25 protein-coding genes are annotated in these 24,894 nt (G+C 56.8%); 13 read left to right on the top strand and 12 right to left on the bottom strand.

Going from position 1 to position 24,894, the window contains the following annotated elements; genetic code table 11:
- Positions 1–7: 7 nt before the first annotated feature.
- From K3556_RS14610 to K3556_RS14600, 3 genes are read right to left on the bottom strand one after another with little or no spacing between them, the layout of a single operon-like run.
- Positions 8–1,057, bottom strand: a complete 1,050-nt coding sequence (locus K3556_RS14610) for an ABC transporter substrate-binding protein (RefSeq protein WP_260517486.1) — start codon at positions 1,055–1,057, stop codon at positions 8–10.
- Positions 1,027–2,400 carry a sensor histidine kinase gene (locus K3556_RS14605; RefSeq protein WP_260517485.1) on the bottom strand — a complete coding sequence of 458 codons (1,374 nt, stop codon included), beginning with the start codon at positions 2,398–2,400 and terminating at the stop codon, positions 1,027–1,029. The genes K3556_RS14610 and K3556_RS14605 overlap by 31 nt, the downstream gene beginning before the upstream one ends.
- On the bottom strand, positions 2,397–3,062 hold the full coding sequence (locus K3556_RS14600) for a response regulator transcription factor (protein ID WP_260517484.1): 666 nt from the start codon (positions 3,060–3,062) through the stop codon (positions 2,397–2,399). Before K3556_RS14600 ends, K3556_RS14605 begins: the two co-directional genes overlap by 4 nt.
- A gap of 100 nt (positions 3,063–3,162) precedes the next feature.
- Here K3556_RS14600 and K3556_RS14595 point away from each other — a divergent pair, with 100 nt between their 5' ends.
- From K3556_RS14595 to K3556_RS14570, 6 genes are all read left to right on the top strand, one after another.
- Positions 3,163–4,131 carry a Bug family tripartite tricarboxylate transporter substrate binding protein gene (locus K3556_RS14595; protein WP_260517483.1) on the top strand — a complete coding sequence of 323 codons (969 nt, stop codon included), beginning with the start codon at positions 3,163–3,165 and terminating at the stop codon, positions 4,129–4,131.
- A complete protein-coding gene (locus K3556_RS14590) occupies positions 4,131–4,571 on the top strand; it encodes a tripartite tricarboxylate transporter TctB family protein (RefSeq protein ID WP_260517482.1) in 441 nt (146 codons plus the stop codon). The genes K3556_RS14595 and K3556_RS14590 overlap by 1 nt, the downstream gene beginning before the upstream one ends.
- A 10-nt stretch (positions 4,572–4,581) precedes the next feature.
- Entirely contained in the window at positions 4,582–6,087 is a 1,506-nt protein-coding gene (locus K3556_RS14585) for a tripartite tricarboxylate transporter permease (RefSeq protein ID WP_260517481.1), read from the top strand.
- Positions 6,087–7,436, top strand: coding sequence for a DUF1446 domain-containing protein (locus K3556_RS14580; RefSeq protein WP_260517480.1), 1,350 nt, complete (start codon positions 6,087–6,089; stop codon positions 7,434–7,436). The genes K3556_RS14585 and K3556_RS14580 overlap by 1 nt, the downstream gene beginning before the upstream one ends.
- Entirely contained in the window at positions 7,433–7,735 is a 303-nt protein-coding gene (locus K3556_RS14575; protein WP_260517479.1) for a DUF4387 domain-containing protein, read from the top strand. The genes K3556_RS14580 and K3556_RS14575 overlap by 4 nt, the downstream gene beginning before the upstream one ends.
- A gap of 141 nt (positions 7,736–7,876) precedes the next feature.
- Positions 7,877–8,548, top strand: coding sequence for a haloacid dehalogenase type II (locus K3556_RS14570; protein ID WP_260517478.1), 672 nt, complete (start codon positions 7,877–7,879; stop codon positions 8,546–8,548).
- Here K3556_RS14570 and K3556_RS14565 read toward each other — a convergent pair.
- Both K3556_RS14565 and K3556_RS14560 read right to left on the bottom strand, forming a co-directional pair.
- A complete protein-coding gene (locus K3556_RS14565) occupies positions 8,545–10,062 on the bottom strand; it encodes an alkaline phosphatase family protein (protein WP_260517477.1) in 1,518 nt (505 codons plus the stop codon). The two genes, K3556_RS14570 and K3556_RS14565, sit on opposite strands and share 4 nt — an antisense overlap.
- Positions 10,059–10,478 (bottom strand): hypothetical protein, encoded by a 420-nt coding sequence (locus K3556_RS14560; RefSeq protein WP_260517476.1) that lies wholly within the window; start codon positions 10,476–10,478, stop codon positions 10,059–10,061. The genes K3556_RS14565 and K3556_RS14560 overlap by 4 nt, the downstream gene beginning before the upstream one ends.
- Before the next feature lie 128 nt (positions 10,479–10,606).
- On the opposite strand from K3556_RS14560, the gene K3556_RS14555 reads away from it, so the two are divergent.
- The 5 genes from K3556_RS14555 (at position 10,607) to K3556_RS14535 (ending at position 16,038) form a co-directional block, all read left to right on the top strand.
- Complete coding sequence (locus tag K3556_RS14555; protein ID WP_260517475.1) at positions 10,607–11,740, top strand: PotD/PotF family extracellular solute-binding protein; 1,134 nt, start codon at positions 10,607–10,609, stop codon at positions 11,738–11,740.
- 124 nt (positions 11,741–11,864) lie between these two features.
- Positions 11,865–12,977: an ABC transporter ATP-binding protein gene (locus K3556_RS14550; protein ID WP_260517474.1), complete on the top strand. Its 1,113-nt coding sequence runs from the start codon at positions 11,865–11,867 to the stop codon at positions 12,975–12,977.
- 11 nt (positions 12,978–12,988) lie between these two features.
- Complete coding sequence (locus K3556_RS14545) at positions 12,989–13,909, top strand: ABC transporter permease (RefSeq protein ID WP_260517473.1); 921 nt, start codon at positions 12,989–12,991, stop codon at positions 13,907–13,909.
- The gene (locus tag K3556_RS14540; protein ID WP_260517472.1) at positions 13,906–15,171 is read left to right on the top strand and encodes an ABC transporter permease; all 1,266 of its coding nucleotides are present in this window, start codon (positions 13,906–13,908) and stop codon (positions 15,169–15,171) included. The genes K3556_RS14545 and K3556_RS14540 overlap by 4 nt, the downstream gene beginning before the upstream one ends.
- A gap of 321 nt (positions 15,172–15,492) precedes the next feature.
- The gene (locus tag K3556_RS14535; protein WP_260517471.1) at positions 15,493–16,038 is read left to right on the top strand and encodes a VPLPA-CTERM sorting domain-containing protein; all 546 of its coding nucleotides are present in this window, start codon (positions 15,493–15,495) and stop codon (positions 16,036–16,038) included.
- Positions 16,039–16,138: 100 nt separating this feature from the next.
- Here K3556_RS14535 and pnp read toward each other — a convergent pair whose 3' ends face one another.
- From pnp to K3556_RS14515, 4 genes are all read right to left on the bottom strand, one after another.
- The gene (gene pnp, locus K3556_RS14530) at positions 16,139–18,286 is read right to left on the bottom strand and encodes a polyribonucleotide nucleotidyltransferase (protein WP_260517470.1); all 2,148 of its coding nucleotides are present in this window, start codon (positions 18,284–18,286) and stop codon (positions 16,139–16,141) included.
- Positions 18,287–18,469: 183 nt separating this feature from the next.
- Positions 18,470–19,210 (bottom strand): sterol desaturase family protein, encoded by a 741-nt coding sequence (locus tag K3556_RS14525; RefSeq protein ID WP_260517469.1) that lies wholly within the window; start codon positions 19,208–19,210, stop codon positions 18,470–18,472.
- A gap of 146 nt (positions 19,211–19,356) precedes the next feature.
- The gene (rpsO, locus tag K3556_RS14520; RefSeq protein WP_260517468.1) at positions 19,357–19,626 is read right to left on the bottom strand and encodes a 30S ribosomal protein S15; all 270 of its coding nucleotides are present in this window, start codon (positions 19,624–19,626) and stop codon (positions 19,357–19,359) included.
- A gap of 156 nt (positions 19,627–19,782) precedes the next feature.
- Positions 19,783–20,070 (bottom strand): DUF5665 domain-containing protein, encoded by a 288-nt coding sequence (locus K3556_RS14515; RefSeq protein ID WP_260517467.1) that lies wholly within the window; start codon positions 20,068–20,070, stop codon positions 19,783–19,785.
- Between the two features lie 235 nt (positions 20,071–20,305).
- Between K3556_RS14515 and K3556_RS14510 the strand changes: the two genes are divergently transcribed.
- Positions 20,306–21,571, top strand: a complete 1,266-nt coding sequence (locus K3556_RS14510; protein ID WP_260517466.1) for a calcium-binding protein — start codon at positions 20,306–20,308, stop codon at positions 21,569–21,571.
- Between the two features lie 9 nt (positions 21,572–21,580).
- Here the strand turns inward: K3556_RS14510 and K3556_RS14505 are convergent, their stop codons facing one another.
- The gene (locus K3556_RS14505) at positions 21,581–22,087 is read right to left on the bottom strand and encodes a DUF1643 domain-containing protein (RefSeq protein WP_260517465.1); all 507 of its coding nucleotides are present in this window, start codon (positions 22,085–22,087) and stop codon (positions 21,581–21,583) included.
- A 92-nt stretch (positions 22,088–22,179) separates the two neighbouring features.
- Between K3556_RS14505 and deoA the strand changes: the two genes are divergently transcribed.
- Positions 22,180–23,487, top strand: a complete 1,308-nt coding sequence (gene deoA / locus K3556_RS14500; protein ID WP_260517464.1) for a thymidine phosphorylase — start codon at positions 22,180–22,182, stop codon at positions 23,485–23,487.
- An 18-nt stretch (positions 23,488–23,505) separates the two neighbouring features.
- Here the strand turns inward: deoA and truB are convergent, their stop codons facing one another.
- Both truB and rbfA read right to left on the bottom strand, forming a co-directional pair.
- Positions 23,506–24,411, bottom strand: coding sequence for a tRNA pseudouridine(55) synthase TruB (gene truB, locus K3556_RS14495; RefSeq protein ID WP_260517463.1), 906 nt, complete (start codon positions 24,409–24,411; stop codon positions 23,506–23,508).
- On the bottom strand, positions 24,411–24,842 hold the full coding sequence (rbfA, locus tag K3556_RS14490) for a 30S ribosome-binding factor RbfA (RefSeq protein WP_260517462.1): 432 nt from the start codon (positions 24,840–24,842) through the stop codon (positions 24,411–24,413). The genes truB and rbfA overlap by 1 nt, the downstream gene beginning before the upstream one ends.
- Positions 24,843–24,894 lie beyond the last annotated feature (52 nt).

Below are 24,894 nucleotides of genomic sequence, written 5' to 3'. Positions count from 1 at the left end.
CCCTTTTTCAATTCTGAAGCAGCGAATTTTCCCAGTTTCTAAGAAAGCTTTGGCGTTTCAGATTATCAAGAAACACCAGCAATCCGGGCCCGTAACGGATGGGTCTGAGAGACGGGTTTGCACGTAACGCTGCCGCGTCAATTGCGGGCAAACCGGATGCGTCGACCAGATCTTTGCGCGCCTTCAATCCCAGAAGAAAGTCCAGCATTATGCGGGCATCCTCGACATTCTCAGCGGTTTGCGGGATCAGGACGGTGCGTGACATAACGTTCACATAATCGCTCATCTCAATGATCTGAAAACCGCCGGTGCTTTTGAGTTGTGCCGCTGCATAGCTGCCCAGAACATTATAGGCCAATGCCAGCTTGCCAGAAGCGACGTCGCGGATCATGTCACTGGAACAGCAATAGAGTTCCGCATCCAACCGACCCATCACCTCCATCAGACGCCAGAACGCGTCAGAGTTTCTGCTGTCTTGCGTGGCCATCAGGTAGCCGAAGCCCGAGCTGCGCACGTCATATGTGCCGATCTTGCCTTGAAAGCGATCCGGGTCGGCGCGAAGGATGGCAATTAGCTCATCCCGACTTTGTGGGGCGTCATCTTCGCCGAAAAACTTGTCGGACACGACCAGCACAGCCGGTTCCTGAGTGAACGCGAACAACTGGTCGCGCCAACTGGCCCAGGCCGGTAAGTTGGTTGATGTACCCGGTGTGTGGTTCTGTGCGAAACCGTCATTCGCAAGTTTCGTCTGCAAGTCCATCGCAGATGAAATCGCCAGATCGAACGCAGCACCTTCATCATAAAGGGCTATCATAAGGTCGGACGTGCCGGTCACCGTATAGTCCACCGACACCCCCGGCCAGCTGGTTTGAAACGCACGGATGATTGGATCGAAAACGTCCAGATCCGCGGTGGAGATGACGTTGAGGCGCGTGCGCTCCGCCGTTGCCTCATAAAGCCGTCGGTCTTCAATTTCGAAGCTTAGGGCTGCGCTTGCCGATATGGCGAAGGTAACAAAAGCAGCGATCAGTCGCGTGGGAATACCAGCGAAACACATGCGCCTTCCCCCTTCTTATTGGTGGATATTTCAAGCCGCCCGCCATGGGCTTTTGCGACCTCGTCGGCGATGGTCAGCCCAAGGCCCGACCCCACGATATCGCCCACATTGGCGCCGCGTGTATAGCGAGTGGTCAAGCCGGTAAGATCCGTTTCGCCAAATCCCCGCCCCTGATCAGTGAATGACAAGGTGATGGCATCATCAAGCACCACGCGGGCGGTAATGTTGCTGTCATCGGGCGAATACTTGATCGCATTGTCGAGGATGTTCTGAAGTGCGGCCTGCAACAAGATACCGTCGCCCGTGAAGGGCACAGGACCAGCGCCAATGTCGCGCAGGATGGCGATGTCCTTCAAGTCGGCGGTTGGACCGAGCCGGTCGCAGGTCTCAACCATCAAGGCTCGCAGATCGAGTGTATCCTGCGCCAGACTGTCGGCTCGGAACGTCACCATCGCGTGGTCCAGCATCTGCCCGGCAGAGCGTGAGCTTTCGTCGATCGCACGGATCATTTCGCGGATGGCTTGCTTGTGTTCGGGCTTGTTCAGCTTGCGGTGCGTGATTTCGGCTTGCGCGCGAACGGTTGCAAGCGGCGTGCGCACCCGATGTGCGGCCTCGGCGATGAAATCTTCGGTTCGTGACAGCGATGACCTGAGCCGCGCCATGAAGGAATTCAGTGCGTCGATCAGGGGCTCCAGTTCATCCGGCGCATTGGCGTTGACCGGGCGCAGGTCATTGGGACCCCGCCGGGTGACCGAGCCCGTGATGCGGGTTATCGGGGCCAGCGCAGACCCCGCCGCCCAAAGGCTAAGCGCCGTGGCAAGCAGGAAGAATCCCACGCCAATACCGGTGGCGGTCGAGGTGATCTGACGGGAAATGGCAGCTAAGCCCTGACGGGTCTGTGCAACCGTAACGACAACCTGTGCCGCCTGCGCGCCGGTGCCAACGGGTCTAATGACTGAGGCCGCACGTATCTCGTCCCCGCGATAGTCGAGCGTCTCGAAACTTGGCAAACTCAGCCGGGGCGGCACCTCTGGCTGTGGCAGATCGGCATAGCCGGTTAGCGTATTTCCCTCAGAGACAACACGATAGAACACCCGGTCTTCGTTGATTGACCCCAGCATGGACAGTGCAGAATAGGGCAGGTCAAGCGTGACGATCCCGCCTTCACTGCGCAAACTGTCAGCGATGGCTGTAGCGGATGCAGAAAGAATGTCGTCCTGCGTGCCTTCGGCGGCCCGCTCGGCAACACCCCGCACGACCAGAAAGAAGGCCAGCGACAGCACCGCTGCGACCAGCGCAAGCTGGATGAAAAGCCGTCTGCGGATGGATCCCAGTAACCTCACTGTGCGACCATCCGATAACCCAGTCCGCGCACGGTTTCGATCCGTGCGCCGGACCCCTCCAACCGTTTGCGAAGCCGCCCGACATAGACTTCGATCGCATTTTCCGACGCTTCATCGGAAAGCGAGAACAACCGATCAATCAGGTGGGTTTTTGAAAAAACCTGCCCCGGAGCAGCGAAGAAAACCTCCAAAAGCCGGAGTTCACGATTGCGAAGCGGAACGGTCTGACCGTCGAAGCGAAGCTCGCCCGACGTCGAATCAAGTGTGGTTTCTGCAAAGGTGGTTGCGTTGTCAGCCGCGCCCCCCTGACGTCTGAGAACAGCCCGAACCCGGGCCTCAAGTTCGGAAAAATCGAAGGGTTTGACAATATAATCGTCGGCACCCAAATCGAGCAACCCGACCCGATCAGACACCGCAGAGCGCGCTGTTATGACAATCACCGGGGTGCGTTTTTCAGCCTGCCTTTGACGTTCAAGAAAGTCACGGCCATCCCCATCGGGAAGCATAATATCAAGTAATATCAAGTCGTAATCGGCCACGGCAGACAGGTCGCCCGCATCTTCCAATGTGCCCGCGTGATCGACCGCGTGGCCATCAAGTTGCAGACGCTCCACGATCACGCCGGCAAGCTTCAAATTGTCCTCGATCAGAAGGAAGCGCATGAGCGGGGGCCTTTTTCGGTGCGTGACAGGTTGGTGTCAGGTTGGGGCGTTTGGCTAGAGCATGAGCGGGCAACACGCCCGTGTCAAATGGGAGGAAACAATGACAAAACGTCTTTTCAAGGCGCTGGCGACCAGTGCTGTTTTGGGTCTTGGGGCCACAACGGCGGCAACCGCTGCTGAGTGTATTGCACCGGCCAACCCCGGCGGTGGCTGGGACTTTACATGCCGTCAGATCGGCAAAATCATGTATGACATCGGGGCGGTGGACAAACCTGTTCAGGTCACCAACATGGCAGGTGCCGGTGGCGGACTTGCCTTCAACCATGTTGTGTCAGAACGCAATGACGACGCCGAACTGATTGTTGCTGCGTCTTCTGCGACCTCGACCCGTCTGGCCCAGAACGCCTATGCCGGTATGACGGCAGATCAGGTTCGTTTTGTGGGAGCTATCGGTGCTGACCCGGGTGTGATTGTTGTCGCTGCAGACAGCCCCTATCAGTCCCTCACCGATCTGGTTGACGCCATCAAGGCCGAGCCCGGCACAATCGCCTTTGCAGGCGGCTCTGCTGTTGGTGGGTTTGACCACTTGAAGCCATTGATGATTCTGCAGCGCGCTGGCGTCACAGATGTAACTGCCGTGAAGTACATCGGCGTCGATGGTGGTGCGGATGCGATCACGCAAACCGTTGGTGGGTTCACCCAAGCCATGTCGGGCGACATGTCCGAGGTTGTGGGTTTCCTGAAATCCGGCGACGTGCGCGCGATTGCTGTTCTGACCGAAGAACGCGTGCCGGGTTTTGACGACATCCCGACTGCGAAAGAACAAGGCATCGATGTTGTTGCCGTGAACTGGCGCGGTCTTTATGTGCCCAAAGGCATCAGCGATGATGACTTCAACATGTGGGCCGATCGTCTACAGAAGGTTGCTGACAGCGCCGAATGGCAGGAAGCCATGGTCGCAAATGGTCTGGCCCCCTTCACCAAAGTTGGTGGTGATTTCCAATCCTATGTCGATGGTGTCGTGGCTGAAATCCGCACCCTGTCGAAAGAGATCGGAGTGATCCAGTAATGGCCTCTGACCGTATCTTCGGAGCGGTCGTGACCCTGGTGGCGCTGGCTTATGTTGCCAGCGCCACTCAGATCCAGTCCAGCTTCATGGCGGATCCGGTAGGCCCGAGAACCTTCCCGATCCTGGTTGGATGTGTCGCGGCCCTGTGTGGGATCATTCTGGTTTTCAAGCCGGACCCCGACCCTGAATGGCCGACTTTGGCGACGTTCGGATCCCTTGGATTGGCTGTCGTTGTGCTGGTTGGATACGCGTATGCGCTGAAACCGCTTGGTTTCATCGTTCCAACCGCGATCACTGCCGCCATCTTAAGCTATCAGATCGAGCCGCGCGCAAGCCGCGCTGTGCTTGCCGGGATCGGCCTGTCGATCGGCCTGTTCATAATCTTCAAATTCGCGCTGGGTCTTGGCCTTGTGCCCTTTCCCAAGTCCCTGACCGGCTGAGGATATTCCCATGGAACTGCTTTCTAATCTCGCGATCGGCTTTGACATCGCGCTGTCGCCGTTCACCTTGATGCTGGCGGTGGTCGGCTGCTTCATCGGCACGATCATTGGTGCGCTTCCGGGTCTTGGCCCGTCGAATGGTGTGGCGATCCTGATCCCGCTGACCTTCACCATGGGGCTGGATGCGACCTCTGCGCTGGTCCTGATGACGTCCGTTTACTACGGCGCGATGTATGGTGGGCGGATCAGTTCGATCCTTCTGAACATTCCCGGCGACGAGCCTGCGTTGATGACCACGCTGGATGGTTATCCAATGGCCAAAGCTGGCCGGGCTGGTGACGCGCTGGTCCTGTCCGGTGTTGCCTCGTTCGTTGGCGCGTTTCTGGCAACCATCGGGCTTATGCTGCTGGCCCCTTTGCTGGCGCGGGTGGCGTTCCTGTTTGGTCCTGCTGAATATTTCGCACTTTACCTGTTGGCCTTCGCAACGCTGGGCGGCATGGCGTCGAACAACCAAGCCAAGGCTGCAATTGCGTCCTGTATCGGTTTGGGCATCGCGATGATCGGGGTGGACAACAACTCCGGCCTGCCGCGCCTGACCGGCGGCAACATGCACCTATTTGACGGCATTGACTTCTTGGTCGCCATTGTCGGTCTGTTTGCCATTGCCGAAGTGTTCTTCTTCATCGAAAGCCACGGCAAGAACACCTCGATCGGTGTGAAGCTTGAAAAAGTTACGATCCCGGTTAAGGACATCATGGAGTCTGGTTGGACCATGCTACGGTCCTCTGTCGTAGGTTTCATCGCGGGTGTGCTGCCGGGGGCTGGCGCGTCCTTGGGCAGCTTTCTGGCCTATATGTCCGAGAAATCCATTGCCGGTGAAAACGGAGGCTTCGGCACCGGTGTTCCAAAAGGCGTCGCAGCACCTGAGGCGGGCAACAATGCTGCGGCTGGTGGCGCGCTGGTGCCCATGCTGACGTTGGGTGTTCCGGGGTCCGGCACGACTGCGGTTTTGCTTGCGCTGTTGATGACGCTTAACATCACCCCCGGCCCGATGCTGTTCACCGAACGGCCCGAGGTTGTCTGGGGCCTGATCGCATCGCTTCTGATCGCGAACTTCGTACTTCTTTTGATGAACGTGCCGATGGTGAAGATTTTCGTGAAAATCCTGTCAGTGCCACCTTGGGTGCTGCTGCCAGGCGTCACGATGATCAGTTTTGTTGGCATCTATTCCCTTTCGGGCAGCTATTTCGACTTGGTATTGATGGTTGCCTTTGGCGTGCTTGGATATGTCCTGCGCAAACTGGATGTGCCCACGGTGCCGGTTATCCTCGGCATCCTTCTGGGCGGCCATATGGAAGATGCCTTGCGTCGCGCCATGGTGCTGTCGAGCGGGGATTGGAAATTCCTGTTCTCGTCGAACATTTCCATCGGGCTTTGGGTCGTCGCCTTCCTTGGGTTCGTCGCTCCGATGTTCCTGCGCAATGTTCTGAAAAAACCGCAGCGGGTCACGGACTGATGGTGAAAGTGCTTATCCCCTCGGGTGCGCTGGGTCTGGGATATGACCGGGAAGCTCTGGCCCGAGGGATTGCGTCGCAACCGGACATTATTGCAATAGATGGGGGCTCGACCGACTCGGGGCCCCATTACCTTGGTACCGGAACGTCGAAATATTCGCGCAATTCCACAAAGGCCGAATGGGCTGATTTGATGGCCGCGCGGGCCGAGGCAGGTGTGCCACTTGTCATCGGCACAGCAGGCACCTGTGGAGCGGATGATGCGGTCGATTGGCTGGTCGAGATCACCCGCGAGATCGCCGCCGAGCGTGGTGAACGTTTGTCTTTGGCGGTGCTGAAAAGCGGGCAGGATGGCGATGCTATGGCAAAAGCACTTGAAGAAGGGCGGATAACACCACTGACCCCAGCGCCCGAAATCGCAGCGGACCTGCTCTGCGACTGCACGAATATCGTGGCGCTGGCGGGGGCTGAGCAAATACAGGCCGCGCTTGAGACCGGCGCGGATATCGTAATTGCGGGGCGGACCACGGACACCGCCATCATCTCGGCGTTGCCGCTGGCGCGCGGATGCCACGCGGGCGGCGTCTGGCACGGGGCGAAGATTGGCGAATGTGGGGCTTTGGCGACGACCAGTCCCAACACCGGCACGATCTTGATCGAGTTCGATGCGGATGGGTTCACCATCACGCCCATGGGCAAGGATGCGCGCGCCACGCCCCACACGGTGTCGGCGCACATGTTGTATGAGAACAGCGACCCTTACCGGCTGTATGAGCCCGGCGGGTATCTGGACGTCACTGGCGCACAATACGAAGCGCTTGATGATCGTCGCGTGCGGGTGACGGGGAGCCAGTGGGTGCAAACCCAACCCTACACCGTCAAGTTAGAAGGCGCACGGCGGGTCGGGTTTCAGACCGTGTCGCTCGTTTTTGTGCGTGACGCGCACTATGTCGAAAATATCCGAAAGTGGATCGATGACATTCACGCCAAATGCACCGCCAAGGCGTCGGCGCGGGTCGACGGCGATTTCCAGATAGAGCTGCGGATCATCGGAGCGGATGCCACGCTTGGGGCGTTGGACACCCATGCGCGCCCCGGAAGCGAACTTGGCGTTATGGGCATCGTCACCGCCGAGACAGAGGCGCTGTCGCGTGAAGTCGCCAAGATGCTGAACCCCTATCTGTTGCACCACCCGCTGACCGAGCAGGAAGAGATGCCGACCTTCGCCTTTCCGTTCTCGCCGCCGGAAATGCCGCGGGGTGCGGTATATGAGTTCTGCCTGAACCATGTTCTTGCCTTGGCGGACCCCATGGACGCCTTTCGCCTGACGACCGAGGAGGTCGGACAATGACCGCCCTGAAAGACATCGCCGAGAAAGTTCGGTCAAAGAACGCGGGTCCGTTTTGGCTGACGGTGGATATTTTCTGTGGGTCAGAGGCTGCGTTCAGCCGAATTTCGGAAGGGTTGGACACGGCGAAGGTGGCGCAGTTGTTCAAGGCTGACCCGGCCGCGTTGAAACGATTTGACATACAGGATCTGTACGTTGTGAAGTTCAGCCTGCCGCGACCAGCGATCCAGGGCACGCGGGAAGACAGGGACATGCATGGCGCGAGTTTTGCGGTGCTTTTGAGTGATGTCCAAATCGACTGATCTGATGTCGGCAGCTCACGTTGTGAGCCTTTGAGGGGCGTTGCCCCTCTGCGCTTTGCGCATTCACCCCAGGATATTTCTGGCCAGAAGAAGCCCAAGGTGGTTTCATGAACTCCAGTCTTGAAACAATCTGGAGGTCAGATGACCGTCAAAGCCATTATTTTCGATGCGTATGGCACGTTATTGGATGTTTATTCCGTCGGCGCGCTGGCTGAGCGCTTGTTTCCCGGCAAAGGCGCGGCCATTGCGGTCATGTGGCGCGACAAGCAAATCGAATATACTCGGCTGCGCACCCTTTGCGACAGGTTTGTGGATTTCTGGCAGGTGACGGGTGATGCGCTGGATTATGCGTGTGAAGCGCAGGGCGTTGATCTGACAGCCGCTGCCCGGACCGCACTGATGGCAGAATATGAAGAGTTGTCAGCGTTTCCCGAGAACCAAGCGACACTGACGCGCCTTCAGGAGGCGGGGCTGCCGATGGGTGTACTGACCAATGGAAGTGACGCGATGATCAAGGCGGCGCTTGGGGCGTCGAAACTGGATGGGTTCTTTGATCATGTTCTAAGCGTCGACAGCGTGGGCAAGTTCAAGACCGCGCCTGAAGTCTATCAAATGGGGCCGGACGCTTTTGGCTGCGCGGCCAGCGACATCCTGTTCGTATCCTCGAACTGCTGGGACATCTGCGGGGCGACTTGGTTTGGGTATCACACGATTTGGCTGAACCGGTATGAGCAACCGATGGAACGGTTGGGCGTCGAGCCGCATGCGCGCGGCAAAAGTCTAACGGATGTGGCAGATTACGCCTTGGGCTAATGCCGATGTTGCCTTTTTGGGCCGTCGCTGGTGATCGTATCCAGAGACAGTGTGTGGTCCATATTCCGCATCCTATGGCGCAGCATCTGTCGGGCTAGTCGCGCAAGATCGGCGGCATAGCTGGGATCGTCGGCGATATTCGCCATCTCGCCTTTGGCGTGGTGGTCAAACAACAGCGGTGGCAGATCGGCGGCAAATTGCACCAGCGTGAAGCGGTCATCGCGCAGGATGTCGAGGCATGAATTGCTGAGATCGGTCCTAAGGTTTTTTTGCCAAAGTGAAGGAGCCTCTGGCTCTGCAAAATCCAGTTCCGAGAAGGAATAATCGCGCCAATCATCGGGCGTACTACCTTGAAGGAAGGGCAGCAGGGAGCGCCCGTCCATCGAGTTTGGCACCGCTTGCCCCACCCAATCCAAAATCGTGGGGGTCAGGTCGATTGACTCTGTCGGGGCATCAACTTTGTGTCCGGCGGCGCAACCCGGCGCCCGCACGATCAACGGCGTGTGATAGGCGGCATCATAGACGTTGTGCTTGCCCCATGCATGGTGATCGCCCAGCATCTCGCCATGGTCTGCGGTCACCACCAACAGGGTATTGTCCCATTGTCCGCTGTCTTTCAGAAAGTCGATCACCCGGCCGATGTGGTGATCCACCTCGGTCGCCAGACCCAGATAGACCGAGCGCAGGGTCTGGATGGTTTCATCGGTGGGGGTGACTTTAGGACAACCGATCACGAAGCTTGCGGCAGCAGTATTCGCAAGCGCAGCCTCAAAGAATGGATGGACGGCAGCTTCGTCCGCGCGATCACCGATGCGGGTCGGCAGCGGCAGGGTTTCGGGGTCATACATATCGTTATAGGGCGCGGGTGCGACCAGCGGCGGGTGTGGGCGGATATAGGTCAGGTGGGCAAACCAGCTTTCATCAGCATAGGCGGGCATGGTCTCCAGAAACCGGTTCGTCAAGAAGGCCGTATCGCTGTCGTCGGCTCTATAAACGGCAGGGGCGTTTAGGCGGGCCCCATCGCCACCGGGTATATAGAGCTGCCAGTAGTTGTCGAACTGATACCCTTTGCGCAGCAGATAGGAACGCCAAGGGTAAGACATCTCAAGCCGCATTTCGACCTGCTCGGAAAATCCTGCCATGGGGAACTCATAGGTGTGCATTGCGGGATCATCCGGCGAATGAACGCGTGGGTCATGAGAGGTATCGGTGTAGCCAAACAGCATCGGCAAATAGCCAGCTTTGCGCATTTCGCTGGCAACGGTCGGTGTGTCGTGGCGCAATGGTGTGCCGTTGCGGACCGACCGATGGTTCATCGCATATTGCCCGGTCAGGATCGACGCGCGCGAAGGCCCACATGGGTTGGTGACCGAGAAATGACGTTTGAAGGTGACGGCCTCAGACATCAAGGCGCGCATATTGGGCAAATCAACATATTCTGCCAGGGCGCCGTGCAAGCAGTCAGCGCGCAGTTGGTCGATGATGATGAATAGAACATTTCGCTGCGCATTCATGCCGTTATTCCCGATTTGCATCCCTGGCGATTGATCCGCATTAAGCTGTTTTTTACCGCGCAGTCGTCGCGATGGTTGCCCCAACCATCTTTGTGGACGTTCGGGTAAAACCAGCGAACCAGCAAGAATTTTCTTGGAGGTTTCTGGTGAGTTGTAGATGAAAATCGTCGCTGCGAACTGGCTGTCGATGCGCGGATCGCCAAAAAAGAGTTGATTGGCAAGGTGTTGACAGAACGTGCCATGGCGCATGACACTTGTCTTACATCTCTGACACGCATGTCATGAAAACGATTCTTTCTTGATAAATGATGCGCATGCGCGCCGGGAAGGGCGCCCCAATACTGGGACGCAGAGGAGTGGGGGCGAACAGAAAAACCAAGCATATCTTGCGGGGAGCTGTCTGCTACCTGAGCCATGCCAACAGCGTTTTGTATCAAACTGGACTGATTGGGCGACACCAGCTGGCGCTATTTCATCTGGGGAGAATAACAAAGACTGGCGGCACAAAAAAAGAAATAGAAAATAAACTCAACGGGAGAACAACATGACAACTGATACCAAGTTCAGCCGCCGGTCGGTGCTGAAAGGGGCAACCACCATGGGCGCTGCTGCCCTTGCAACGCCGCTTTATGTAAAACGCGCACTGGCGTCGTCGGGCGAAGTTAATATTCTTATGTGGTCGGACTATCTGCCGCCCGAATTCATCGCCGGCTTCGAAGCAGAGACCGGGATCAAGGTGAACTATACCGGCATCGGCTCGAACGAAGAGATCATCAACAAGATGAAGGCCACCAAGGGTCAAGGCTTCGATATTATTTCGCCGACCAATAACCGGTCGCTTCAGTGGGGCCCGCTTGAGCTTCTGCAGCCCTTTGATTTGTCAAAAGTCAACATTGATGCCGTGAACCCAGCAATGGCTAAGATCGGCACAGATGCGTGGAACTTCGGTGAAGCAGGCGCCCATTGGCTGCCGCATATCTGGGGTACTGAGGGTATCGCCTATCGTACCGATCTGTGGCTGCCTGCCGGTGACGCACCAAGCTACGGTGACGTATGGTCGGAAGAAAACGCTGGTAAGACCATGGGCCGTGCCCATTCGATGATGCTGGGTGCCGGTCTTTACATGGAAGCGTCGGGCGAGATGGAGCCGGGCTCGATCTGGTCGGCATATGAGGACGAAGAAACCATGCGTAACGTATGGGGTCAGGTTACCGATTGGTGTGTGGCGCGCAAGGATCGGATCAAGTTGATCTGGAACGACGCCGACACCCAGAAGAATGGACTTCTAAACGAAGGCGTTGTGGTTGGTCAGACTTGGGACGGCCCACCGCTGGCACTGAAGTCTGCGGGCGAGCCTGTGCACTATCAGGCACCGGTTGAAGGCGCGATGGCCTGGGTTGACGGCATGTCGATGCCAGTGGGCGCCGAGAACATGGACCAGATCTATGCGTTCATCGAGTATGCCTATCGTCAGGAACCTGCCGGCGTCGCGATTGACAGCCACGGCTATAACTCGCCGGTTCTTGGGGCAGACACCTATTCGGGTGACACCTACAAGAAGAACTTCTCGGAAGCTTATCCGGGTGAAAGCCTGGCCAATCTGAACCCATGGCCTGCTGAAGCACCTTGGTATGCGGACGTGCGGACCGAGTTCGTCAACAAGTTCAAGAGCGCATAAACGCCTTGAGTTAACGCTCCCCCACCTGCTGGTGGGGGAGCGACCTTATACCGATTGAAACAAAAAACACGGTGCCACACCCGGATGGAAGGGTGTGATGAAACCGTGCACGGGGAGAAACCATATGAGTGCCGGAGTTGGCGTTGATCTCGAGAATCTGTGGATTCGCTTTGGGGATTTCGTCGCGGTGCGCGACGCGAATGTGCACATCAATGGGGGCGATTTCTTTTCGTTTCTTGGGCCTTCTGGCTGTGGCAAGACGACGATCTTGCGCGCCGTATCGGGGTTTCTTGAGCCCAGCGAAGGCAACGTGCTGATCGGTGGCAAAAACATGAAGGGCATCGGGCCGAACAAGCGGCCGACGGCCCTGATCTTCCAGAACCTCGCGCTGTTCCCGCTGATGAAGGTTTGGGAGAATATTACATTTTCGATGGAAATTGCAGGCGCTTCTGCGAAAGAACGCCGCAAACGCGCCGACGAATTACTGGATATGATCGCGCTGCCGGATCAGGGTGACAAGTTGCCCAGCGAACTGTCAGGCGGTCAACGTCAACGTGTGGCGATCGCGCGTGCGCTGTGCGCCGAGCCGCATGTCCTGTTGTTGGATGAGCCATTGTCCGCGTTGGACTTGAAGCTGCGCCAGCACATGCGCACCGAGCTTAGGGAAATTCAAAAGCGGGTTGGCATTACATTCATTTATATCACGCACGATCAGGGCGAAGCGCTGACCATGTCAGACGATATCGCGGTCATGCGGGCTGGCGTGATCGACCAAATCGGCGACGGGAAGGCGATCTATAATGATCCTGCAACTGCGTTTGCGGCCTCATTTGTTGGCGAGAACAACGTGTTTCGCGGCAAGATTCTTGAGGTGAACGGCAACGAAGCGTTAATCCGCACTAACCGGTCGGGTGATCTGCGGTCGCGCATTTCGACAGCGAATCAGGGGAAAATGAAGGTTGGCGACGACGCGATGATGTTCATTCGTCCTGAAGCGCTCGACCTCGCGCCGAAAGGCTCAAAAGGTCCGAATTTTGTCACTGCACAAGTGACCCATGAGGAATTTGAAGGCAACACGTTCAACATCTTCATGGCCGGTGATGGTGGCAAGGAAATCAAGGTCGCGATCCCCAATCTTGGTCAATCTTTCGACGATCATACCGGACAAGCCATGACGCTGGAATATGAGGTCGACAACGCTGTTGTGGTCCCCGCCGGCGAGCTTGCTGCGGAATAGGAGTGAACCAGATGCCCAGTTTCCTGAAGGAATTCTTCAATCGGAACGGCACGCTGATGGGGTCACTGATGCTTGGCTTGGTCCTGTTCTGGACTGTTGGCCTGATCATTCTGCCGCAGCTGTCGATGCTCGATTTCTCTTTCCGTCCCAACTTGCCGCCTCCCGAAATCGGCGGACCGAAAGACGTTTATACGCTTGAGAACTACAAATACCTGATCTTCGGGCCGGAAGGCGGCGGTCAGGATTATAACGCGGTTGATCTGAAGGTCTTTTTCCGCACTTTGGTTGCGGCGGTTTGTGTGACCATCTTCAATCTTATCCTGTGCTACCCCATCGCTTATTATCTGGGCCAAACCAAGGGCAATCACATTCGCATACTCGCGCTGATGTTGATCATTCCCTACTGGATCAACGAAATTCTGCGTGCCTTTGCCCTTAGGATCATTTTCGGGGAAAGCGGGGTCCTGAATACCATGCTGGTCGGATCAGGGATATTCGACACACCCTTTGACTTCATTCGAAACGACATCGCGCTTTATGCGGGTCTTGGATATGCCTACATCCTGCTGATGATCTTCCCGATCTATAACGTGATCGAAAGTCTGGATCACAATCAGATCGAGGCGGCGCGCGACCTTGGGGCGCCGTGGTGGCGTATCCATAAACGGGTTGTAATCCCTTACGCGAAACCGGGCATCAGTTCCGGTTGCACGATGGTCTTCATGTTGTCTGCCGGTGCATTGGCCGCCCCACAGATTCTTGGGGGTCCGTCGAGCCTGTGGTTCACCCAGCTGATTTATCAGCAGTTCAATGACAACAGCGACTGGCCGCAAGGAGCCGCCTATGCGGTTGTTCTTCTTGTGACCTGTATCCTGCTGGTTCTGGCAGTCATGCGGGTGTTCAAGGTGAACATGGGGGATGTTGGCAAATGAACAATTCTGTCATACGTATCTCGATCTGGGTCTATTTGGCGATCTTCTTTATCTACCTTCTGGGCCCACTTGTGATCATGTCGATCACGGCGTTCAACTCGCCCAGCTTTCCGCGGGCAACGCCGTGGGAATGCCTGACATTCGAATGGTTCTCGGCCCTGTTTCAGGACGAGCGTATTCTGAACGGGATCAAGAACTCGATCCTCGTTGGGATTGGCACGATCATCCTGTCAGTGTCGATGGGACTGGCGGGCGCGCTTATGTTGACGCAAATCTGGCCGAAGCTGCGCGCGACCTATTATACGATCATCATTGCGCCGATCCTGATCCCTGGTGTTGTGCTTGGTATCTCGACGCTCGTGTTCTGGGATCGCATCAACAGGATGCTGGGGTTGGGTGCCGACAGCTTCCTGTCAAACGGGCTGTTTCTGACCATCATTGGTCAATCCACCTTCATCGCCAGCTACTGCATGCTGGTACTGGTGGCCCGTTTGCAGCGTTACGACTTGGCGCTGACCGAGGCCGCGCTGGATTTGGGCGCGACACATGCCCAAGCCTTCCGCAAGATCTTGCTGCCGTTCATGCGTCCAGCACTTGCGTCTGCGGCGGTGCTGGCGTTCTTGGCGTCGTTCGAGAACTACAACACCACAACCTTTACCTTCGGTGAGTATCCCACGCTGACCATCGAGCTGGCACAAAAGGTCCGATATGGCATTACGCCAGCGATTTCGGCCTTGGCGTTTATGATCGTCGTGCTGACTGTCTTTGCAGCCCTTTTCAACGAGGCAAACATCAAACGCAAAGAGGTGATTGCCGCGGCTCGCAAGGAAGGTGCAACGGTTGGCGATGTGACCGGAGGCGTAAAGCTTCCCGGCTTTTTCACCGGCAATGCGGCGGCTGTTACCCTCGCTGTGGTCGCCATTGCGACGATTGCAGTGATCGGCACGGCGACCGTCTATAGCCCCAAGCAGTGCATCGCCAACGTGCAAGAAGAAAAGCGTCTTGAGACACAGAAGCGCATTCAGGAATTGCGGGATCAACGTGCCAAAGACGCTGCGGCCAAGGCAGCAGCGGAAGGTGCTGATGGTGGAGCAACTGGTGCCCCGAAGCCTTCGAACAACTCCGGTTTTGGCGGTGTGTTTGCACCTGGTACGCTGCAAAACGAAGAGGAAAGTTCAGTCCCGTCTGATGACGGTACGTCGAACAACTCCGGCTTCGGTGGAGTGTTCGCGCCGTCCAATATCGAAGGCGGAAGCAACTAAGCAAACGACAATGCAGGGTCCCGACCTCGGGGCCTTGCCTCAACATGAAGCAAATAGTCGCCCAAATCTGGTGCTTATGAAATGCGGTTTGGATGTCCCGTGTCGGCGCGAATCACTCGACGTCGGCGGGGGCGAAGGCTCTCCATAGATGTGCAAACTACCTTATTTCACCTCTTGTTTGCGCTGAGGGCCCAACTTTACTTGTTAAAATTGTATTAGTATCCCGCGATCTCCAATGAATGGTCCTTTTGTTAAATTGTTGTTTGTGGCGAGAATGTGGCGCGCTATGATCAACATACCTAAAATTTGAAGGAGGGGACCATGTCTCTAGCAACCACATTAAAGGGTGTTGCGGTTACCTCTGTACTGTCAATTTTCAGTATGGTGGGTGCAGCTAGCGCTGCGACTTATACGCCCGATACGCTGCTTGGCGCAGCGAGCGTCAATTCCGGGGATGCATCGGAACTTGCCGCATTGGCATCAATCGCAAATGTTGATGTCAATACGCTTTCTGTTCAGAGCAAAATTGAAACGGGGGATTTCTCGCGTGATGACGTCGGGAATTACTTCGTTGATGTTAGCCCGAATACTCCCGGATATTTCATCTTGAAGTTCGGAGTTGGCGGAACTGCGGCTGTGTCGCACTATTTCTTCCAGAACATCGCTGACCTGACCAAACTGGTCTGGACTGATCTGCAAACAAATTCGCTGCTTTCGGGCTGCGAAGTGGAATGTCGTCTCAGCCACGTGACAACAACGCCAGGCGGTGAAACGCCATCACCTGTTCCTGTACCGGCCGGTGGCGTACTGCTGCTGACAGCGCTTGGTGGTATGGCTTTGACACGTCGCCGCAAAAAAGTGGCCTAGTAAGTCTGGTGCCGATAGCCTTTGCGGCGTCGCTCTTCCAGCATTGACAAAAAAGCCCCGGTGGAAACACCGGGGCTTTCTTTAATAAACGTTCAGCGAATTACGCGTCTTCGTCTTTTTTCTTCTGCTCAGGAGCGATCTCTTCGCCGGTTTCCTGATCAACGATTTTCATCGACAGGCGTACCTTGCCGCGATCGTCAAAGCCAAGCAGTTTGACTTTCACTTCCTGGCCTTCCTTCAGGACGTCCGAGGGATGGTTCAGGCGACGGTTTTCGATCTGGCTGACATGCACAAGGCCGTCGCGCTTGCCGAAGAAGTTCACGAAGGCGCCGAAATCGACGATCTTCACGACTTTACCGGTGTAGATCGCGCCTTCTTCCGGCTCTGCCACGATCGCGTGGATCATGTCATAGGCCTTCTGGATGGCGTCGCCGTTGGGCGATGCGATCTTGATAACGCCGTCATCGTTGATGTCGACCTTCGCGCCCGACACTTCCACGATCTCGCGGATGACCTTGCCGCCCGAGCCGATCACTTCACGGATCTTGTCGGTTGGAACGTTCATCGTTTCGATGCGCGGCGCATGTGCCGAGAACTCTTCGCGGCCAGCGGACAGCGCCTTGTTCATCTCGCCAAGGATATGAAGACGGCCTTCTTTGGCTTGAGCCAAGGCCTTCTCCATGATCTCGGGCGTGATGCCTGCGACCTTGATGTCCATCTGCAAGGACGTGATGCCGTCTTCGGTACCAGCCACTTTGAAGTCCATGTCACCCAGGTGATCTTCGTCACCCAGAATGTCGGTCAGAACAGCGTAAGAGCCGTCCTCTTCCAGGATCAGACCCATGGCCACACCAGCAACCGGTGCTTTCAGCGGAACAGCCGCGTCCATCATGGACAGCGAACCACCACAGACCGATGCCATCGAGGACGAGCCGTTCGACTCGGTGATCTCGGACACAACGCGGATCGTGTAAGGGAAGTCGGTGGCCGATGGCAGAACCGCCTGCAACGCACGCCAAGCCAGCTTGCCGTGACCGATTTCGCGACGTCCTGTGAAGCCGAAGCGGCCAACTTCACCGACCGAGTAGGGCGGGAAGTTGTAGTGCAGCATGAAGTTCGACTTGTAGGTGCCGGTCAGCGCGTCGATCATCTGTTCGTCGTCGCCGGTGCCCAGAGTGGTCACAACCAGACCCTGAGTTTCGCCACGTGTGAACAAAGCCGAACCGTGCGTACGGGGCAGGATGCCTGCTTCCGAAACGATCGGGCGCACTGTGTCCAGCGCACGGCCGTCGATGCGTTTGCCGGTTTTCACCACGTCACCGCGGACAACCGAGCTTTCCAGTTTCTTCAGAGCCGAACCAAGGTTCTCGTCTTCCTGCTGCTCTTCAGTCAGAGCGGCAACGATTTCCTCTTTGGCAACCGACAGGGCCGCAACGCGTTCCTGTTTGTCAGTGTTGCCGTAAGCTGTACGGATCTTGTCTTCGCCAACGGCTTTAACAGCGGCATAAAGGTCCGAGTAGTCAGCAGGCTGATAATCGAAAGGTTCTTTCGCAGCGTCTTCGGCCAGATCAATGATCAGGTCGATCACCGGCTGAATTTCTTTGTGCGCGAAGTTCACGGCACCCAGCATTTCAGCTTCTGTCAGTTCGTAAGCTTCCGATTCAACCATCATCACGGCGTCTTTTGTACCGGCCACAACAAGGTCCAGACGCTGGTCTGGGTTGTTGCGCAGCTGGTGCATGTCGTCGCAAGTCGGGTTCAGAACGTATTCACCGTCTTCAAAGCCAACACGTGCCGCGGCAATCGGACCCATGAAGGGCGCGCCCGAAATGGTCAATGCGGCCGAGGCGGCGATCATGGCAACGATGTCAGGATCATTAACAAGGTCGTGGCTCAGCACGGTGCAAATCACCAGCACTTCGTTTTTGAAGCCGGGGACAAACAGCGGGCGGATCGGACGGTCGATCAGACGCGATGTCAGCGTCTCTTTTTCGGTCGGACGCGCTTCGCGTTTGAAAAAGCCACCGGGGATTTTACCTGCGGCATAGTATTTCTCGTTGTAGTGAACTGTCAGCGGGAAGAAGTCCTGACCGGGCTTCTGCGACTTCGCGAAGGTCACGTTGGCCATGACGGATGTTTCGCCCAGTGTGGCGATCACGGTGCCGTCGGCCTGACGGGCAACTTTGCCCGTTTCCAGAGTGAGGGTTTCTTCGCCCCACTCCATCGATTTTTTAGTTACGTCAAACATTATGTTTTCCTAGCTGGAAGCACTCCCGGCCCTCCGGGTCTTCCGTTGTCATGGTGGCCCCATTGCCACCGACCCCTCTACCTTGTCATGCGCCGGGGTCGAAGCGTCACGTCTCAGATGGGCGGTCCATATAGGAAAAGCAGGGGTTTGGAAACAGGATTGTTTGCGCACACACCCCAGCGCTTATTGTGACTGCGGGGCTTGTGTCCGGGTCAACTTCCCGCGTGGAACCTTGGTTATGCCAAAGGCTTTGCGCGCTGTTACAAGTCGCAGGTCTTCTGGATCCATACCCATCGATAAGATAGTGTCGCGGTCATAGCGCGCGCGTGCCTTCTGGGCGTCGTGCTTGGTGCCGAACAGGCGGTCGATCCAGTTCATCCCGAAACTGACGTGATAGGTCGCTTCGTGATCCTGAAAGTGGTGGGCAAGATGGGTACGCGTGATGCGTTGGCCGAACCATCCTTTGGGCACATTCACATGGGCAAGCGTGTGGCAGTATTCATAGAACGTATAGGCGCTGACTGACCCAACATAGAGTGCGACATAGGCGGTCAATGCTGCCGGGCCAAGCCCAAGAAATGGCCACAGGATCAGGCTGTGCGCGATGAACGAGATCGTACCAAAGCGAAGCGGATACCAATGGTCGCCGCCGGTGAAGAACTCGGCGTCATTGGGAAACTCATGATGGCCGATATGGCTTCGATAGAGCTCGTTAAAGACGCCCTGATCTGTTGGGGGTTCGCGATGCAGCAAGAAACGGTGCATGGCGTATTCAACGAAGAACTGGGCCAAAACCCCATAGCAGATTGCCAACAGAAGCCATGGCGAGAACCAGTAGATCAGCGCCACGATACCGGCCAGCCAGAACGGAAACAGCCGGTGTAGCGTGCCCATATTGATCAGAATTGCCAGTGTCGCTTGCATGGTCGTTCTCCCTTGATCCAAAGATCATGGCGCCACATGCAAAACCAGATCAAGTGGGACGTGACGTAAGCAGAAAGGTGGCGAGCATGCTGTCAAAGAAAAAGGGGCTGCGAAACAGCCCCTTCATCTCGATATTGGAAAGACGCTTAGCGGCGCAGGCCGAGGCGTTGGATCAGGTCCTGGTAACGGGCCTCATCTTTCGCGCGGGCGTAATCCAAAAGTTTACGACGCAGAGCAACCATTTTCAGAAGGCCACGGCGACCGTGGTTGTCTTTCTTGTGCGTTTTGAAGTGCTCGGTCAGGGTCGCGATGCGCGAGGACAGGATTGCAACCTGTACTTCGGGCGAACCAGTGTCGCCTTCCTTGGTTCCGAACTCTTTGATCAGACGTGCTTTTTCTTCAGGCGTAATCGACATCGGGGTCTCCTTTAAAGGTTAGTGTTGATGGCGCAGGCCGGGATGTCGTCCAGCAAGGCCCATGGAGGTATCCGCGCGCATGATGCGAGCAGATGGGCGCGTATAAGAAGATTCTCCCGCAAACGCAAAGGAAAAAGTACAAAATAACGCGTTGGGCTATTGGTTCTGTATCTCTTCGAGGATCTGCTTGGCCCAATCGCCAATGACAGGAACGAAATCCACTGACGCGAGCATAAACGCAAGCAACGAAACCAGAAGAGTCGCACCGAGCACGGAGCCAAGGCCGAAAGCAAGCCCGCGGTACAGCTGAAACAGGCCAAGTTTCCAAAGGCTGTCGTGTAGTTTTATGAAACGGTGATTGTTCATGCGCTCGACTTCGGCCCGAAGCGCGCGGACCTCCAAAGACAGTGCTTTCTCACGCTCTGCCAGTTTGCTTTCTGCCATGTCCTTAGCCTTTGCAACTTGATGCCGTGGTGTCGTTAACCATTTGTTAACCAAGCATTAACTTAAGTTTGTAATTACTATTTCCTAGGAGTTTGGTGTCAGACGGCTACAATCGCAAGCAGTAGTCACTGCCTTTGGCCGTTGTTTTCCGGCCAACACAATCGCGCTTTTTTGGGAAGCGAGCTGTTATATGTTGTTTTCGTTACTATTTCTCGGCCTCCTACCGGTCGCCTTTATGGCGGACAGCTTTGCAGAGGGGCCGCCTGAGGACATCGATGATGAGGATGCGGGCTACGGCACCGAACCACCACCGCCATCAGGGTACGGTGATTTTATCGCTGTTGATGCGCCCGGCGTTAGCGGTGTTTCAGAGGATGACGAGGTGTTGTTGCCGAACACGGGCGGCCAACTGATTGCTGGCAACAGCATCGGTGAGCCGACCGATGTGCTGGAACCCAATAACGGCTTGGGTGATGGGGCCAGCCCTCATCAGGACGGCTCATTGCTGGATCGACTTTTGAGTACCGAGACAGATTCGCATTATGGCCGCGAAGATATCGGCAATTTCCTTGACGATGTGGATGAGACGATCCTGACAGAGTCAGATGACCGCGCAGAGCTTTCCGACGACAGTATTGACGGCACTGGGGCGGGTACAATCACAGATTTTCATGGAACGCCAGTGGTCAGCACGGACGATGGATCAGACGTCGAGGTGCTTGATGGCGGTGATGGCGATGACATCCTGACCGCGGGCGACGCTGCATCATACCTGTTCGGAAATGATGGCGATGACACAATCACCGCAGGTGAAGGCGCGATGGCGGCTTTTGGCGGTGGCGGGGAAGATACGCTGGATGGCACGAAAAGCCTTGATGGCTTTCTGGATGGTGGGACGGGCAATGACATGTTGCTGGGCGGCGACGGCGACGATCAGCTGTTTGGTGGCCAGCATGAAGATCCGGCCGACATGGAAAACCCCGCGACTGACGACGATATTCTAGTTGGCGGTGCAGGTAATGACGAATTGTTTGGTGGTTATGGAGCAGATGTTTTGTCGGGCGGCGACGGCGACGACACGATCAATCATCTGGGCCATGCGATGGAACGCAGCAGTGCGGAACAACATGATTTCGACTGGCACATAGATGGTGATCAGGATCGGTTGGACGGTGGCATCGGTAACGACACCTTGATATTGGATCGCTCCGACATCGCAACCGGTGGCGAAGGCGAAGATGTGTTCTGGATCTATTCCGATGCAGATGCGGGCGACGACTACGCCGAGGTCACGGATTTCGTTCCCGGTCAGGACTTTCTTCGGGTGTCTTTGGACCCCGCTCAGGATACTGGCACCTTGGATTATGATGTCCACCCGTCTGAAACAGGCGAGGATGGGATCGTCACGGTCAACGGCGAAATCGTCGCCATCCTGAAGGGTGCACCTGGTGCCACAACGCAAGACGTTTATGTCGAAGTGACACCGGTAATTTACAGCTAAACAGTCACGTCAGAACCAAGGCTCTGGTTGCTGGGCATAGGCAATGTAAAGCGGATGTTTGGGGTGGCCATCTTTGGTCAGGCCAAGATGATAGGCAGGCTTGCCGGTGTGGCGCAGCAAGACTTCGACCTGGGCGCCGCGGGCAAGGTGAGCGCCATGCGTGCCCCAACCGCAAATGATCTGATCTGCCCAAGGGCAGCTGTCAACAATCGCTGCATCATTTGCCGGACCAACCGGGTCTGACGCGGCGCGCATGTTTCGAGGATCCGTGTCGCGCCAGGCAAAAATGTTGGTGACGCGAAAAGCGCCGAACCCCAAAGTCCGCGCGCGTCGCTCGCACCGCTCGACGGTCGGGTCATTCTGCACCTCGGTTGCTGTGGACGGGTTGAGCATAATGAAAAGCGCTTTGCGCCCCGCCGGTTCCCAGACACGGGTCAGCTGGTAGCGGTATTGTTCGCAGTCCGAATAGACCGCAACGGAATGGGCATCGCCCTTCTGAAACTCGCGCGTAATCATGGGTGCGTTCTGAACGTGGAGCGTCGAATTAGCAAGCCCTTGCGCCGCGTGGCATTTGGTCGGACACTAGACCTTCAACGAAAGGTCACACCATGCTGATAGCCGAGATCATCCGCAAAAAACGCGACGCGCTGGTTCTGAGCTCTGATGAGATTGCCCAGATGGTGCGCGGTATTTCTGACAGCAGCGCCAGCGACGCGCAAATCGCGGCTTTTGCCATGGCCGTGCTTCTGAACGGCATGGAGCGGCAAGAAGCTGCGGCGCTGACATTGGCAATGCGCGACAGCGGCGATGTATTTGACTGGTCTGATCTGCCGGGTCCCGTGGTCGACAAGCACTCGACTGGGGGTGTTGGAGACAATGTCAGCTTGATGTTGGCGCCAATCGTCGCGGCGTGCGGCGCATATGTTCCAATGATCTCAGGGCGTGGGCTTGGGCACACAGGCGGTACATTGGACAAAATGGAATCGATCCCCGGATATGTGGCCACACCCGACAATGATCTGTTCTCAAAAGTCGTGAATGAGGTGGGTTGTGCGATCATCGGACAGACGGCGCACTTGGCACCAGCCGATAAGCGGTTCTATGGCATTCGCGATGTGACCGCGACGGTTGAAAGCATCCCGCTGATCACGGCCTCGATCCTGTCAAAGAAGCTTGCTGCCGGGTTGGGATCGCTGGTGATGGACGTGAAGTTCGGCAATGGGGCATTTATGTCGGACTTTGATAAAGCGCGCGACCTGGCGGTGTCGATCACGGGCGTCGCACGCGCGGCTGGTTTGCCGTGCCATGCGCTTTTGACAGATATGAACCAACCGCTTGCGGACGCGGCTGGAAACGCGGTTGAGGTGATCAATGCAATTGAGTTTTTGACTGGCGCGCGTCGTGACGCTCGGCTGCTTGAGGTGGTAATTGGACTGTGTGGCGAAATGCTGGTGACGGCAGGCATAGAGGCCGACCGCACCCGCGCACGTCAACTGGCGCAAGCAGCGCTCGACGATGGGCGGGCAGCTGAGTTGTTTGGCAAGATGGTTGCGGCCTTGGGTGGCCCATCAGATTTTGTCGAAAACTATGCGGCCCATCTGCCAACTGCGCCCCTGCAGCGTGAAATACCTGCGCCTGATGCGGGTCATGTCAGCGCCATTTCAACGCGAGATGTCGGGTTGGCAGTGGTTGAACTGGGCGGCGGCCGCCGCGTGTCCAGTGACGAAGTTGATCCGGTAGTTGGTTTGACCGGGCTTTTACCTTTGGGTGCCAAGGTCGAAAAAGGCGATCCTATCGCACTGGTTCATGCCCGAAGTGAACAGGCCGCTGATATGGCGCAGTCGCAGGTGTTGGCCGCCTATACGATCGGTGACAATCCCGCTGCGGCACCTGTCCTGCGAGATATTATCGACTGAGGGTATCGCAGGTCACGATTATTGGTTGAACACCCGTGACGGGTGCAATTCGCCCGCGCGATAGATGCCGACGGCAACAGCTTTACCGCCATGGGATGCCCATGCTTCGTCACCATATTCAACGTCTGATGCAATCACCATGCCGGGGTTGCCGTGGCGCAGGCGGGCGGCCCCTTCGTCGGTTGCCTTCAGTTCCGGCAGATCCGTCAAGCCAATCTCAAGTGGCTGAAGAAAACCGTCAAGCTCGGTAGTTTTTGCCAGCTTCTCGACCTGCTCAAGACTGACACCATCTTCGCAATCAAAGGGGCCCGACCAAATACGGCGAAGTTCGCGCACATGGCCGTGGCAGCTCAGCGCTTCGCCCAGATCGCGGGCGATGGACCGCACATAACCGCCTTTACCACAGGTCATTTCAAGGGTGACGTGATCAGCATCTGGCCGCTCCAACATCACCAGTTCCTCGACCCAAAGGGGGCGGGCGGCGATCTCGACATCCTCGCCGTCGCGGGCGAGTTTATAGGCCCGCTCGCCGTCGATCTTCACGGCGGAAAACTTGGGGGGAACTTGCATGATCTGCCCGGTGAATTGCCCCAAAGCGGCTTCAATTTCGTCGTCTGTCGGACGCGCATCGCTTTCAGCGATGACCTCGCCTTCGGTGTCATCCGTGTTGGTCGCCTGACCCAGGCGAACCGTGAAGACATAGGCCTTCAGCGCGTCGGTGATATAGGGCACGGTCTTTGTGGCCTCGCCCAACGCCACGGCCAGAACGCCGGTGGCTTCCGGATCCAACGTGCCCGCATGGCCCGCCTTTTTGGCGTCCATCGCCCAACGCACCTTGTTGACCACAGCGTTCGAGCTGACACCGGCAGGCTTATCCACGACCAGCCAGCCGTGGATGTCCCGTCCCTTTTTGCGACGTCCCATCAGATGTCCTCCGACCCGTCCTCGTCATCATTGTCTTTCGGCTTCAGGTCGCGCTGAACGCTTTCCTGAGACAACAGGCGGTGGGTTTGGTCCATCTGGTCGAAGGTCTCGTCGACCATGAACCGCAAATCTGGGGTGTGCTTGATCTTCAGCGCTTTGCCCAGAATGCGGCGCAGCTCACCTTTGTTGCGCGCCAATGCCTTAATCGCAAGGTCGCCATCCTTGCCGCCCAGCGGCAACGCGAAAACGGTGGCGATGCTTAGGTCGGGTGTCACGCGCACCTCGCCAATTGTGATCGACATGCGGCCCAGATCGGGGTCGTGCACATCGCCACGCATCAGGGCTTCGGACAGGGTCCGGCGGATAAGCTCGGCGATGCGCAACTGTCGCTGCGTTGGGCCGGCTGTGTCATGAAAACGGTTCTTTGCCATAGGGGCCATTTATGCCCGATTGCGCGGCTTCGCAACAGGGCTTTGCCAAGAT

It is taken from the genome of Aliiroseovarius sp. M344 (assembly GCF_025140835.1).
Taxonomy (GTDB): Bacteria; Pseudomonadota; Alphaproteobacteria; order Rhodobacterales; family Rhodobacteraceae; genus Aliiroseovarius.
The sequence above is the reverse complement of the archived record's forward strand: the minus strand, read 5'-3'. Positions and strand labels throughout refer to the sequence as shown.